We start from the raw sequence: 13276 nt of genomic DNA, 5'->3' as shown, positions 1-13276 counted from the left end.
TGCGATGCGCGAGCGTGCGGTGTCATGGACCGTGACACCACCGCCACCCCCCTCTCCTCCCTCTCCCGCCGTCAACTCCTCGCCGCCGCGGGCGCCGCCGGGGCGCTCACCGCCGTGGGCGTCGTGCCGGCGCCCGCCCTCGCGGCGCCCCGCGCCGGGCACTCCCTGTCGTTCACGGCCTCCACCAACGGCGCCGCGAGCCTCTCGCCCACAGGGGACCGGCTGATCGCCGAGGTGCAGGACGTGCTGTGGTCGCTGCCCCGCTCCGGCGGCAGGGCCGAACCGCTGACCCCCGCCGACCTCGAACCCACCCGGCCCGTATACGCCCCCGACGGCGCGCTCATCGCGTTCTGCGCCTACCGGGGCGGCGGCTACCACCTGTGGACCATGCGGCCCGACGGGTCCGAGCTGCTCCGGCGCACCGACGGCCCCTGGGACGACCGGGGCCCCGCCTGGTCGCCCGACGGCACCCGCCTCGTCTTCTCCTCCGAACGCGGCGGCGACCCCGTGGCAGGCAGCCCGTACCGCATTCACGTACTCGACCTGCGCACCGGCGCGCTGTCCCGCCTCACCGGACGGCCGGGCCAGGACGGCCCGCTCCAGGACGCCCCCTGGGAGGACTTCGACCCGAGCTGGTCTCCCGACGGCACACGCATCCTGTTCGTCCGCGCCGGGGCCGTCACCACGCCCTTCGGGCTCTCGGTGGACGCCAGAACCGTCGCCTCCGTCCCCGCGCGGGGAGCGGGCGCGGTCACTGTGGCGTACACGGAGACCGAGAACGCCCAGCTCATGACGCCGAGCCTCGCTCCCGACGGCCGCCGTCTCGCCCTGCTGCGCACCACCGCCGCCCCCAGCGCCTCCTGCACCCTGGTCGTCGACGGCAAGCCCGTCCCGGTCACCGGCGACATCGCGCCGGTGCCGCCGCGCTGGACGGCCGAAGGGGAACTGCTCCTCACCGTCGACGGCCGGTTCACCCTCGTGCGCCCGGACGACCCGGCGAAGCCCGAGGTGATCGACTTCGAGGGCGTGCTGCCCGTCGAGCGGCCGCGCTACCAGGTCAAGTCGTACGACCTCGGCGAGGAACGGGTGCGTCCGGTGCGGGGCATCCATCTGCCCGCGCTGTCGCCCGACGGCCGACGCGTGGCCTTCGCCGCCCTCAACTCCCTCTGGATCGCCGACATTTCGGGCTCCCGCCCGCCGGAGCGGCTGCGCCAGGCCGCCCCCACCGGCTATCTCCTGGGCCCCGTCTGGGCGCGCGACGGAGGCTCGCTCGTGTACGCCGACGACCGCGACGGGCTGCTCGGCGTCTACCGCAGAGACCTCGCCGACGGCGCGGAGAGCGCGCTCGCCACGGGCGGCCGGGTCCATCCCGCGCTGTCGCCCGACGGCAGCCGGCTCGCCGCGATCGACATGAGCGGGCGACTGGTCGTACGCGACCTCGCGAGCGGCACCGAACGCGTCCTGGTGACCGCGCTCGGCGGCGGCGGGCTGCCCGGCCGGCCGAGCTGGTCGCCGGACGGCCGCCATGTCGCCCTGTGCGACCGCAACCGCCTCAACCTGCGCTTCCGCGAGGGCTACAACGTCATTCGGGTCGTCGACACCACCACCGGCGCGGACCGTCTGCACGCCGTGGCGCCCCACGTCTCCATCGCCGACCGCTACGACTCGGGGCCCGTCTGGTCGCCCGACGGCCGCTGGATGGCCGTCATCGTGGAATCCGCGCTGTGCCTGGTCCCCGTCGGCCCGGACGGCACCCCGCAGGGCCCACCGCGCACCCTCACCACCGAGCCCGCCGACCACCCCTCGTGGTCCGGCGACTCCAGGACGCTCCTGTACCTCTCCGGGACCCGGCTGCGGCTCATCGGCGTCGACGGCGGCTCCGCGCGCACCGTGCGGGTGGCGCTCGACCAGCGCAGGCCCGCCCCCGCCGACACCGTGGTGCACGCGGGGCGGCTGTGGGACGGCACGGGCGAGTCGGTGCGCGACGACGTCGACATCGTGGTGCGCGCCGGCCGTGTCGCCTCGGTCGAACCCCACCGCAGGCGCGCGGCCCGGCGCACCGTCGACGCCTCCGAGCGGACCGTCGTCCCCGGACTCTGGGACACCCACACCCATCCGTGGCAGAGCACCTACGGCGGCCGTCAGAGCGTCGGCCAGCTCACCTACGGCATCACCACCGCGGTGTCGCTCGGAGGCTTCGCCTACGAACAGGCCCGCATCCGCGAGGCGGTGGCCACCGGACAGCTCGCCGGGCCGCGCCTGCTGACCACGGGCGAGCTGCTCGACGGCTCCCGGGTCGCCTACAGCATGGGCCGCGCCCACCGCACCGGCGCGGGCCTCAGGCGTTCCCTGGAACGGGGTGCCGCACTGGACTGGGACTTCGTCAAGACCTATGTAAGGGCGCCCAGTTGGCTGATGGAGGAGGCCGCGCGGTTCGCCCACGAACGTCTCGGGGTGCGTTCGGGAAGTCACCTGATCTCCCCGGGCGTCGAGGTCGGCCAGGACCTGACGACCCATCTGTTGGCCACCCAACGCGCCGAGTTCGGGCACGCGACGTCCGCGACCGGCCGCGCCTACCAGGACGTGCTGGAGATCTACACCGCCCACGGCATCAACTTCGCCCTCATCGCCACGCCCTTCACCTCGGCGCCCCTGCTCGGTGCGGACCCCGCACTCGCCGACGACCCCCGGGTCACCGCGGTGATGCCGCCCTGGGACGCGGCGGCCGTGCGGAAGTCGGCGACACTGCCGCCCACCGCGGCCCAACTGGCCACCCTGGCAAAGGAGATCGACGTGTACCGCCGGGTCCTCGACGGGGGAGGCCTGGTCGCCCTCGGCACGGACCAGCCCCTCGTCCCCGTCGGGCTCTCCCTCCACCTCGGCCTGCGCGCCCTGCACCGGGGCGGCCTCTCACCGGCCGCGGCGCTGCGCACCGCCACGCTCCACCCGGCCCGCCTGTTCGGGCTCGACAAGGACCTGGGCACCGTCGAGCCGGGCAAGCTGGCCGACCTCACGCTGGTCGACGGGGACCCCTTCAGCGACTTCGACTCGCTGGTGCGTACCACGGGGGTGCTGCGAGCAGGGGTGCCGTACACGACCGACGCGCTGGTGGCGGAGTTCGAACCGCACGAGCGCCATGCGGCGGCCGGCGCCGAGAACTGGCTGGAGGTGGGCCGCCTGATGCGCCGCGACGGCTGCTGCGACGGGGGCCGCTGAGAGCGGCGGGCCGGGCCACGCCGTGGCCCGGCCCGCGCGTCGGTGCGGTGGCCGTCAGCCGCGAGCGGCGAGGCCCCTCGCCAGGTCTTCCCTGTTCATGACCGGTGACATCTCCACCTTGGCGCCGAGGTCCTGCATGAAGGGCTCGGTGAGCCTCGGGATGTCGGACGTGTCGGCGAGGTCGAAGACGATGATGGCCGTACGACAACCGTCCTGGGCGGTGAAGTAGGCGGCCTCGGGTCGCAGCATCTCCATCGCGGACTGCATCGTCTTCTCCATGGTCCCCCCGCGAATGGCCTCGTTGGCCTTCTCTGTGTCGAGCTTGGCCTTGAGCAGTACGCGCACGGTACTCACCTCATCCCGGCCGGGCGGGTGCGCTCGAGGTACCGGGGGACCCGGCCGAACTACCTCCAGCGTCCCCCTTTTGCCCGGGTATCTCAATGCGTGCCCCGAACAGCCCACCACGACGAGCGGCCCACCCGAGCCCCACGCTCCAATGAACGGGTGACCGCGCCCCCCGACGACTGCCTCGCGCGCAACGACTGGATCTGCGGCGCCTACCTGTCGAGCCGGCGCCAGATCCTGTGGGACGCGGTGCTCCAGCACCTCCAGCTCACGGCGGCCTCCGTGCTGCTCGGCCTGGTCATCGCCGTCCCGCTGGCCGTCGCCGCCCGCCGCTGGCGCTGGGCCGCCGGCCCCGCCCTCGGGCTGACCACGGTGCTCTACACCATCCCCTCGCTCGCCATGTTCTCGCTGCTGCTGCCGGTGTACGGGCTTTCCGCCTCGATCGTCGTCGCCGGACTCGTCCTGTACTCGCTCACCCTGCTCGTACGGAACATCCTGGCCGGACTGCGCGCCGTCCCGGAGGACACCCGGCAGGCGGCCCGAGGCATGGGCTACGGGCCGGTACGGCTGCTCCTTGCCGTGGAACTCCCGCTCGCCGTGCCCGCCGCGATGGCCGGCCTGCGCATCGCCACCGTCTCCGCGGTGTCCCTGGTGACGGTGGGCGCCATCGTCGGCTACGGCGGCCTCGGCAACCTCATCTACTCCGGCATGAACACCTACTTCAAGGCGCAGGTGCTCACCGCTTCGGTGCTGTGCGTGGTGATCGCCGTCGCCGCGGACCTGGCGCTGCTCGGCGTCCAGCGACTGCTGACGCCCTGGACGCGGGCGGTGCCCTCATGAAGACCTTCTCCGACGCCTGGTCCTGGCTGACCTCCGCCGCCCACTGGTCCGGCGAGAACGGCATCGGGCACCGCCTCACCGAACACCTCTGGCTCACCGCGCTGTGCCTGGTCCTCAGCTGTCTCGTCGCGCTGCCCGTGGCGCTGGTCCTCGGCCACCTGGGCAAGGGCGGACCCCTCGCCGTCAACATCTCCAACGTGGGCCGCGCCGTCCCCACCTTCGCCGTCCTGGTCCTGCTCCTGCTGACCCCGCTCGGCACCCACGGCGAGTGGCCCACGATCATCGCCCTGATCCTCTTCGCGGTGCCGCCCCTGCTGACCAACGCCTATGTCGGCATGCGCGAGGTCGACCGCGACGTGGTGCGCGCCGCCCGGGGCATGGGCATGACCGGACGCCAGCTCCTGCTGCGCGTCGAGCTCCCGCTCGCCCTGCCGCTGATCCTCACCGGCGTGCGCATCGCGGCCGTCCAGCTCGTCGCCACCGCCACCCTCGCGGCCCTGGCCGGTGGCGGCGGGCTCGGCCGGATCATCACCGCGGGATTCAATCTGGCCTCGACACCCCAAGTCGTCGCGGGCGCCGTGCTCGTGGCGGTGTTCGCCCTCGTCGTCGAGGGCCTCTTCGAGGCGGTCCAGCGGCTGGCTCCGCGGTGGGCGAGGGGCGGCTTCGGATGAGACCGCGCCTGCTGATCGCCGTCCTCGCCCTCGCGGCGCTCACCGCCTGCGCCACCGGGCCCAGCCTGGAGAAACAGGGCTCGGTCACCGCACCGCCCGGCGACAGCAAGCACCTGACGATCGGCTCCGCGGGATTCACCGAGAGCGACCTGCTCGCCCAGATGTACGCGCTGCTCCTCGACAAGGCGGGCTACGGCACGAAGATCCTCTCGGTGACCAACCGGGAAATCTACGAACCCGCCCTGGAGAGCGGCCAGATCGACGTGGTCCCGGAGTACGCGGCGACCTTCGCGGACTGGCTGAGCGCCAAGGCCCACGGCGCCGACGCCAAGCCCGTCGGCTCGCCGGACCTGAAGCGCACGATGACGGCGCTGCGCGCCCTGGCCGCCCCGCGCGGCCTGACCGTCCTCGATCCGGGGCGGGCCGTCGACCAGAACGCCTTCGCGGTCGCCGCGTCGTACGCCCGCGAACACCGGCTCAAGACGCTGAGCGACCTCGGCGCGGCGAAGCTCCCGGTACGGCTCGCCGCGGGCGACGAGTGTGTCCAACGCCCTTACTGCGAGCCGGGGTTGAAGAAGACGTACGGCATCGACGCGACCGCCGTCGACCCCAAGGGCGTGGGAACCACCCAGGCCAAGCAGGCCGTCCAGAGCGGTCAGGACCAGATGGTCCTGACCACCACGACGGACGCCACGCTCGACGCGTTCGGCCTGGTGCTGCTCGCCGACGACAAGCACCTCCAGAACGCGGACTACATCGTGCCGGTGGTCAACCGCTCACGCGCGGGCAGCGCGGGCGTGACCGGCGCGCTCGGCCGGCTCAACACGGTGCTCACCACCGCCGACCTCGCCTCGCTCAACGAACAGGTCGACAGCTGGCGCCGACTGCCCGAGGACGTGGCCCGCGCCTACCTCAAGTCCAAGAAGCTGATCTGATTTGGACGCCAACTCGCCTACTGCTTCAGGAAGTCGAGCACGCCCCGCGCGGTCGGCGCGTCGGTCAACAGGTCGTTGTGGGCCAGGCATCCGGCGTCGGTGTTCACGGCCCCCGACAGCGGCACGCTGCTGTTGGGCAGGATGAAGCCGTCGCAGTCCGACCAGAACGTGGCGTACCGGGTCGCTCCCGGGGTCTCGTCACCGCTCGCCAGATGGCTCTGGACATACGAGTTGGGGGTCATGTCCCGGCACCCCTGGTCCCAGATCGCACACGCCCAGGCGAGGCTGGTCCCATGGTTGGGGCCGCCGAGCGAGACCAGATGGCGCACCACGTCGGAGCCGCCGCCGAACTTCGCGTACCAGCGGGTGGGGAGGCTGCCCTGGCTGTGCGCGACGATGTCCACCTGCGCGGACCCGGTTCGGGCGCGCACGGAGTCGACGTATGCGGCGAGTTGACCGGCGAGGACCTCGTTGGTCGACCGGCTGGAGTCATAACCCCAGGCGAACAGGGCCCCCTCGGGGTAACCGGCCTCCTCGAAGCGATCCTTCATGGTGCCCCAGACACCCGGGTCGGCGTTGCGCCCGTGCACGAAGACGACCGGGACCGGGGAGGCCGCGGCCTGGGCGGGAGCTGCCTGGGCAGCAGGGGCGAGGACGATCGTGCCGGCGAGCAGTGCGAGCGCGGCGGCGGCGGTGACGAGGCGCATGGCGGCTCCAGCGGGGGTGGGTGGGGAGAGCCCCGAACGAGGGCTACCGGATGGTAACCAGGTGTCCTGCGGAAGGTAAGGGGCGGGCGGGGTCGAATTTCCGTACGCCGCCCGGCCCGGCCCAGGCCCAGCCCCGTGCCCTCCCGAGCCCGTGCGGGGCGTTACGCGCGGCGGCGCGGCGGACGCCCGACGCCACGCCGTCGTCCGCCTCTCGTGGGCAGGCGTTCCGCAGGGCGGAACGGGTGGGCACGAGTGGGGTACGGGCCGTGGGTTGAGGGGGTGGGGGTTCGGGGGCGGAGCCCCCGGCGGGGGCCGGGGCGGAGCCCCGGGGTGGCTCAGCTTTGCAACTCGGCGGAACGGGCGGGCGGGTGGGAAAACACTCCCACCGCCCCACCCTCACGCGTCGGCGACCGAGTCGAAGTCGACCTCCCCCCGCCCCACCCCCAGCGCATCCGCATCCACCGACCGCCGCAGCGCCTCGTGCAGCTTCGCGGGGGTCAGGACGCCGAGGAACCGGGCGCCGTCCACCACGGCGACCCAGCCCGCGTCGTACTGGAGCATCTCGCTGAACGCCTGCTTCAGCGGAGCCCCGAGCGGCACCCATGCCTCCATGCGCCGGGCCAGGTCGGCGACCGAGCCCGCCCCCGCGAGAGAGAGCTCGTCCGCCCCGACCCAGCCGTGCAGTTCGCCCCCTTCGTTGAGCACCACCGCCCAGCGCGCCTCCTCGCCGCGCAGCCGGGACGCGGCGGCCCCCGTCGGCTCGTCGAGGCGTACGACCGGTGGCTGCTCCAGGTCGTCCGGCTCGACGGTCGTGACCGACAGGCGCTTCAACCCCCGGTCGGCGCCCACGAATTGGGCCACGTAAGGTGTGGCGGGCGCCCCGAGGACCGACGCCGGGGTGTCGAACTGCTCGATGCGCCCCGATCCGTACACCGCCATGCGGTCGCCCATCCGTACGGCCTCCTCGATGTCATGGGTGACAAGCAGGACCGTCTTGCGCACGGTCGCCTGGAGGCCGAGGAACTCGTTCTGGAGGCGCTCGCGCACCACCGGGTCGACCGCGCCGAACGGCTCGTCCATCAGCAGGACCGGCGGATCGGCCGCCAACGCCCTTGCCACGCCCACCCGTTGACGCTGTCCGCCCGAGAGCTGCGCCGGGTAGCGCGGCCCGTACGTCGCCGGGTCCAGGCCGACGAGGTCGAGCAGCTCGGCCGCCCGGGCCCGGGCCTTGGGCCGCTTCCAGCCGATCAGCGCCGGGACGGTCGCCGTGTTGTCGAGGATCGTGCGGTGCGGGAAGAGCCCGACCTGCTGGATCACATAGCCGATCCGGCGGCGCAGCTTGACCGGGTCGAGCGTGGCGATGTCCTCGCCGTCGACGAGGACACGGCCCGACGTCGGCTCGATGAGCCGGTTCACCATCATCATCGTGGTCGTCTTGCCACAGCCGGACGGTCCCACCAGCGTGACCAGTTCGCCCTCCGCCACCTCGAAGGACAGGTCGTCGACGGCACGGGTGCCGTCCGGATAGACCTTGCTGACCTGCTCGAACCGGATCATGGGCCCACGCTAGGAGCCCCCGCCCCCGCCCGCACTCGGACCGGTCCGGGGGAGTGGACCCGCCCGCTCAGGGCGCGCCGGAGAGCAGGACCCGGAAGACCGCGCCGTCGCCCGGGGCGGTCTCCAGCTCGATCCGCCCGCCGTGCGCCCGCACCAGCGCCGAGGCGATGGCCAGGCCCAGGCCCGCGCCGCCCCCGGTCTGCCGGCTGCGCGAGGCGTCCACCCGGTAGAACCGCTCGAAGACGCGGGCCGCCTGTTCGGGCGCGAGTCCGGGGCCCGAGTCGGCCACCTCGAGGACGCCCTGCCCCTCGACGGCGCCCACCCCGATGCGTACCGCGGAGCCCGACGGTGTGTGCGCGACCGCGTTGCCGACCAGGTTGGCGACCACCTGACGCAGCCGCGCCTCGTCGCCGATGACCGGCGCCGGGCCCGGCGCGCCCGCACCGCCCGGCCCGGTCAGGGTCACCTCGCGCGTCGGATCCAGGGCCCTCGTGTCGTGCAGGGCGTCCACCGCCAGGGTGCGCAGATCCATGGGCGCGAGCTGGAGGGGCCGCTGCTCGTCCATGCGGACCAGCGTGAGCAGGTCCTCCACCAGACCGCCGAGGCGCACCGCCTCGCTCTCGATCCGGGCCATCGTGCGGCGTACGTCCGCCTCGTCGGGCAGCGCGCCCATCCGGTACAGCTCGGCGAAACCCCGGATGCCCGCCAGCGGCGTCCGCAGTTCATGGCCGGCGTCCGCTACGAAGCGCCGCATCTGCCCCTCGGACTCGGCCCGCGCCGCGAACGCCGATTCGAGCTGGGCCAGCATCCCGTTGAGGGCGCTGGTCAGCCGTCCGGCCTCGGTACGCGGCGAAGCGCCTGGCATCCGGTGCGAGAGCGGGCGGCCCGCCGCGATCTCCGCCGCCGTCGCCTCGATACGGCGCAGCGGCCGCAGCCCCGCGCCGACCGCGAACCAGCCCGCCACCCCGAGCAGCAGCGCCACCACGACACCGATGAGCTGGAAGGCGGTGGCGAGGTGGTCGACCGCGGAGGAGACCTCTTCCAGCGGCGCGGCCACGACGACTCCCGCGGGCAGCGCGGGATCGTCGCTGTCCACCGCCACCATCAGCACCCGCCATCGCCCGCCGCCGTGATCGCTGGGCACCTCGAAGGGCTTGCCCAGACGGGAGCGGAGCGCGGCCGCGTCCATCACCGGCCAGGTCGGCCGGGGGTCACCCGCCGCGACGGGCTGGCGGAACTGCTCGGTGACCGTGCCGTCGTCGGCCGCGAACGCGATCACGTACTGGCTGGGCAGCCACGCCCGTCCGCCGGAGCGGCCCGCACGCGGGGCGGGCGTGCCCTCGACGCCGACCCGGTGCGCCACCGACTCCCCGAACCGGTCGAGCTGTTGGTCCACCCGCCGCACCAACTGCCCGCGCACCGAACTCAGGACGACGGTGTCGCTCACCGTGAGCCCGAGTGCCACGAGCGCCATGGCGAGCAGCACGAGCCGTGAGCGCAGCGACAGGGCGGCGAACCGGCGCGGGGGCCACCCCAGCCGTGCCCCGATGCGTCCCGACATCGCCGGCACCTCAGGACTGCGGGCGGCGCAGCACATAGCCGATGCCGCGCACGGTGTGGATGAGCTTGGGCGCGCCGTCGGCCCCGGAGTCCACCTTGCGGCGCACATACGAGATGTAGGACTCCACGATGCTGAGATCGCCGCCGAAGTCGTACGCCCACACATGGTCGAGGATCTGCGGCTTGGACACCACACGGTCGGCGTTGACCATCAGATACGCGAGCAGTTTGAACTCGGTGGGGGAGAGCGAGACGGGCCGGCCGACCCGCAGCACCTGGTGGCCCACCGGATCGAGTTCGAGGTCGCCCGCCACCAGCCGGCCCGCTCCGCTCGGGCCCCCGGTGCGGCGCAGGATCGCGCGGATCCGGGCGATCAGCTCCTCCAGGCTGAACGGCTTGGTGACGTAGTCGTCGCCCCCCGCCGTCAGACCGCTGATCTTGTCGTCCACGCCGTCCTTGGCGGTGAGGAAGAGCACCGGCAGCGGGTCGGCGCCCAATCCGCCGCCCGGTTCCTCGCGGAGCCGGCGCACCACGGCGAAACCGGTCATGTCGGGCAGCATCACGTCGAGCACCACGAGATCGGGGCGCTCCTTGGCGACGGCGGCCAGCGCTTCGGCCCCGGTGGCCGCTGAGACGACCTTGAAGCCCACGAAGCGCAGTGAGGCCGACAGCAACTCCCTGATGTTGGGCTCGTCGTCGACGACCAACAGGCTCGCCTCGGGCGCGGCTGTGTGCGTCGGGGCCATCGGTTTCCTCCTGGTGGCGGCGTGGGCGGCGGGTGCGAGGTCAGCCCCGGCCGCCGCCGAAACCGCTCGCGCCGCCTTCGGTGACGGTGGTCGCCGCGACGTCGCCGGAGGAGTTCTGGCTGCCGCGCACGGTGACCGTCTGGCCCGGCTGGAGATCGGACACCTTGCCACTTCTGGCCTCGGTGACCTGGGTGTTGCCGGCCGTGGTGACCTTGACGACGTTGCCCTGGGCGTCGGTGACGTACAGGGTGCTGCCGTCGACGAGCTTCACCGTACCGATGGTCACTCCGCCCGCCGCGGCCGCCCCGGTCCCGCCCGTCCGGCCGCGGCCGTCCGAGCCCGCACCGAAGCCCTGCCGCTGACCGCTCGCCCCGGCGCCACCGCGGGAGGCGGTGGCGGAGGGCGTGCGCTGGCTGGCGGTGGAGGAGTCGTTCTGGCCCTTCTCCACCAGAGCGCCCCCGGCGAAGGCCAGCCCCGCGACCAGGCCGCCCGAAAGCAGCAGGGTCAGCCACGGCAGCGGCGGCCGGGGCGGCGCGCTCAGCTCGGCCGAGATGTCCCGGGCGTCCGGGGGCTCGGCGAGGATGTCCTGCGGAGCACTGGCCGGCGCGGGGCCGGCGCTCTCCACTGTGTCGGCGTTGCCGAACATGTCAGCTTCTCCCTGTCCGTACATGGGGTTCACTCGTGTCGCAGGGCTTCGATGGGCCGCAGGCTCGCGGCCCGGTTGGCCGGGTAGCCACCGAAGAACAGGCCGATGGCCACCGCGATGGCGAAGGCGCCGACCACCGATTCGGGGATGATCACCGGCTTGATGCCGACGATGGTGACGTGCGAGCCGATGACGCCGACCGCGACGCCGAGCCCACCGCCGATCAGGGACAGCAGGGTCGACTCGGCGAGGAACTGCCCGAGGATGACCCCGCGCGGCGCTCCGATCGCCTTGCGGATGCCGATCTCGCGCGTCCGCTCGGTCACCGTCACCAGCATGATGTTGGTGATGCCGATCCCGCCGACGAGCAGCGAGATCGCCGCCACCGCACCCAGCAGCACCGTGAACGTCCGGTTGGTGTCCGCCTGCGTGGTGAGCAGGGAGGCCTGGCTGCTGACCCGGAAGTCCAGCGCGCTCGGATCCTTGATGCCATGCCGGCCCATCAACACCGTGGTGATCTCGTTCTGCGCCGGGGTGGTGGCGTCGGCCGATGTGGCCTCGACGAGGATCTGGCCGATCGCGCCGAAGCCGGTGAAGGCGTTCTGCACCGTCGGCAGCGGTGCGACCACCACGTCGTCCGGGTCCTGGAACCCGGTGCCGCCCTTGGTGGCGAGCACCCCGACCACCGTGAACGGAGTACCGCCGAGCGTCATCTTCTTGCCGACCGGGTCGGCGGCGCCGAACACGTCGGTCGCCGTCGTCGAGCCGATCACGGCGACCTTGCGCGAACCGAGTACGTCGTCGGAGCCGAAGTAGTCGCCATTGGCCACCTTGCTGTTGGACGCCTTGAAGTACGCCGGATAGGTGCCGACGACCTGTCCGACGGTGTGCGAGGTGCCCTCGTACAGCGCGGTCTGGGAGGTCGTGGTCTCCGGCGCCACCGACTCGATGTGCGGCGCGGCGGCGGAATCGGCGAGCGCCTTGGCGTCGGCCACGGTCAGCGGCTTGGTGGCGGCCGAGCGCGAACCTCCGAAGCCGCCTCCCGAGGACACCGTGAGCGCGTTGGTGCCGAGCTTCTCGATCGAGTTTTTCACGGCCTGCGAGGAGCCGTTGCCCACCGCGAGCAGCACGATGACCGCGGCCACACCGATCAGCACCCCGAGCATGGTCAGCGCGGAGCGCACCTTGTTCGCCGCGAGGCCACCGAAGGCGAAGCGTAGCGTCTCGAAGGGGTTCACCGGGCGCCTCCCACAAGGGAGTTGGCGTCGCGGAGGGCGGGTGGCGGTCCCTCGAAGGGGGCCTGGCGCACATCTTCGACGATCCTGCCGTCGACCAGCCGAACCACCCGCTTGGCGTGCCGGGCCACCTCGTCCTCGTGAGTGATCAGGACGACGGTGCGGCCCGCCGCGTTCAGCCGGTCGACGACGGCCAGTACCTCCTCGGTGCTGTGACTGTCCAGGTTGCCGGTCGGCTCGTCGGCGAGCAGCATCGCGGGCGTGGTGACCAGGGCGCGGGCCACGGCCACGCGCTGTTGCTGACCGCCGGAGAGTTCGCTGGGCCGGTGGTCCATCCGGTCGGCGAGGCCGACCAGGGTGAGCGCGGCCTCGGCCCGCCGGCGCCGCTCGGCGGGCTTCACCCCCGCGTAGGCCAGCGGCAGTTCGACCTGGGCGAGCGCGGAGGTGCGCGGCACGAGGTTGAACGACTGGAAGACGAAGCCGATCTTGCGGTTGCGGACCAGGGAGAGCTGACGCTCGTCGAGCCCGCCGACGTCGAGGCCGTCCAGCAGATAGCGGCCGGAGGTCGGCACGTCGAGGCACCCCAGGATGTTCATCAGGGTCGACTTGCCGGAGCCCGAACTGCCCATCACGGCCACGAAGTCGCCTTGCTGGACGACCAGTTCGATCCCGAGCGCCCGTCCGCTGACCGGATCAACCGGACCGCTGAGGGCGTGCACGGTCGCGTCGCCCTGTCCGTACGTCTTGGTCAGCGCGCGCACCTCGATCACGGGCGCCGGCGCCCACGGACCGTCCTCGGGCACGGCGTCAGGCGTGGC

12 protein-coding genes are annotated in these 13276 nt (G+C 72.9%); 4 read left to right on the top strand and 8 right to left on the bottom strand.

Features of this window, described 5'->3' with window-relative positions; all coding sequences use genetic code 11:
* Positions 1-24 precede the first annotated feature (24 nt).
* On the top strand, positions 25-3216 hold the full coding sequence (locus tag DWB77_RS05625) for an amidohydrolase family protein (RefSeq protein WP_120720185.1): 3192 nt from the start codon (positions 25-27) through the stop codon (positions 3214-3216).
* Between the two features lie 54 nt (positions 3217-3270).
* Here the strand turns inward: DWB77_RS05625 and DWB77_RS05620 are convergent, their stop codons facing one another.
* On the bottom strand, positions 3271-3561 hold the full coding sequence (locus DWB77_RS05620; protein WP_120720184.1) for a DUF3303 family protein: 291 nt from the start codon (positions 3559-3561) through the stop codon (positions 3271-3273).
* 159 nt (positions 3562-3720) lie between these two features.
* Between DWB77_RS05620 and DWB77_RS05615 the strand changes: the two genes are divergently transcribed.
* Genes DWB77_RS05615 through DWB77_RS05605 form a run of 3 tightly spaced genes read left to right on the top strand, consistent with a single transcriptional unit; the run spans position 3721 to position 6007 of the window.
* Complete coding sequence (locus tag DWB77_RS05615; protein ID WP_120720183.1) at positions 3721-4401, top strand: ABC transporter permease; 681 nt, start codon at positions 3721-3723, stop codon at positions 4399-4401.
* A complete protein-coding gene (locus tag DWB77_RS05610) occupies positions 4398-5072 on the top strand; it encodes an ABC transporter permease (RefSeq protein ID WP_120720182.1) in 675 nt (224 codons plus the stop codon). The genes DWB77_RS05615 and DWB77_RS05610 overlap by 4 nt, the downstream gene beginning before the upstream one ends.
* Complete coding sequence (locus DWB77_RS05605) at positions 5069-6007, top strand: ABC transporter substrate-binding protein (RefSeq protein WP_120720181.1); 939 nt, start codon at positions 5069-5071, stop codon at positions 6005-6007. Before DWB77_RS05610 ends, DWB77_RS05605 begins: the two co-directional genes overlap by 4 nt.
* A 17-nt stretch (positions 6008-6024) precedes the next feature.
* Here DWB77_RS05605 and DWB77_RS05600 read toward each other — a convergent pair whose 3' ends face one another.
* The 7 genes from DWB77_RS05600 to DWB77_RS05570 form a co-directional block, all read right to left on the bottom strand.
* The gene (locus DWB77_RS05600; protein ID WP_120720180.1) at positions 6025-6714 is read right to left on the bottom strand and encodes an esterase/lipase family protein; all 690 of its coding nucleotides are present in this window, start codon (positions 6712-6714) and stop codon (positions 6025-6027) included.
* Positions 6715-7110: 396 nt separating this feature from the next.
* Positions 7111-8271, bottom strand: coding sequence for an ABC transporter ATP-binding protein (locus DWB77_RS05595; protein ID WP_120720179.1), 1161 nt, complete (start codon positions 8269-8271; stop codon positions 7111-7113).
* A 67-nt stretch (positions 8272-8338) separates the two neighbouring features.
* Positions 8339-9832, bottom strand: coding sequence for a sensor histidine kinase (locus DWB77_RS05590; protein ID WP_120720178.1), 1494 nt, complete (start codon positions 9830-9832; stop codon positions 8339-8341).
* Positions 9833-9842: 10 nt separating this feature from the next.
* Positions 9843-10577, bottom strand: coding sequence for a response regulator transcription factor (locus DWB77_RS05585; RefSeq protein ID WP_120720177.1), 735 nt, complete (start codon positions 10575-10577; stop codon positions 9843-9845).
* A 40-nt stretch (positions 10578-10617) separates the two neighbouring features.
* Positions 10618-11223, bottom strand: coding sequence for a DUF5666 domain-containing protein (locus DWB77_RS05580; RefSeq protein ID WP_120720176.1), 606 nt, complete (start codon positions 11221-11223; stop codon positions 10618-10620).
* Between the two features lie 29 nt (positions 11224-11252).
* A complete protein-coding gene (locus DWB77_RS05575) occupies positions 11253-12461 on the bottom strand; it encodes an ABC transporter permease (protein WP_120720175.1) in 1209 nt (402 codons plus the stop codon).
* Positions 12458-13261 carry an ABC transporter ATP-binding protein gene (locus tag DWB77_RS05570; RefSeq protein ID WP_246033423.1) on the bottom strand — a complete coding sequence of 268 codons (804 nt, stop codon included), beginning with the start codon at positions 13259-13261 and terminating at the stop codon, positions 12458-12460. The genes DWB77_RS05575 and DWB77_RS05570 overlap by 4 nt, the downstream gene beginning before the upstream one ends.
* Between the last annotated feature and the right edge of the window lie 15 nt (positions 13262-13276).

It is taken from the genome of Streptomyces hundungensis (assembly GCF_003627815.1).
In the GTDB taxonomy this organism is placed as follows: domain Bacteria; phylum Actinomycetota; class Actinomycetes; order Streptomycetales; family Streptomycetaceae; genus Streptomyces; species Streptomyces hundungensis_A.
The sequence above is the reverse complement of the archived record's forward strand: the minus strand, read 5'-3'. Positions and strand labels throughout refer to the sequence as shown.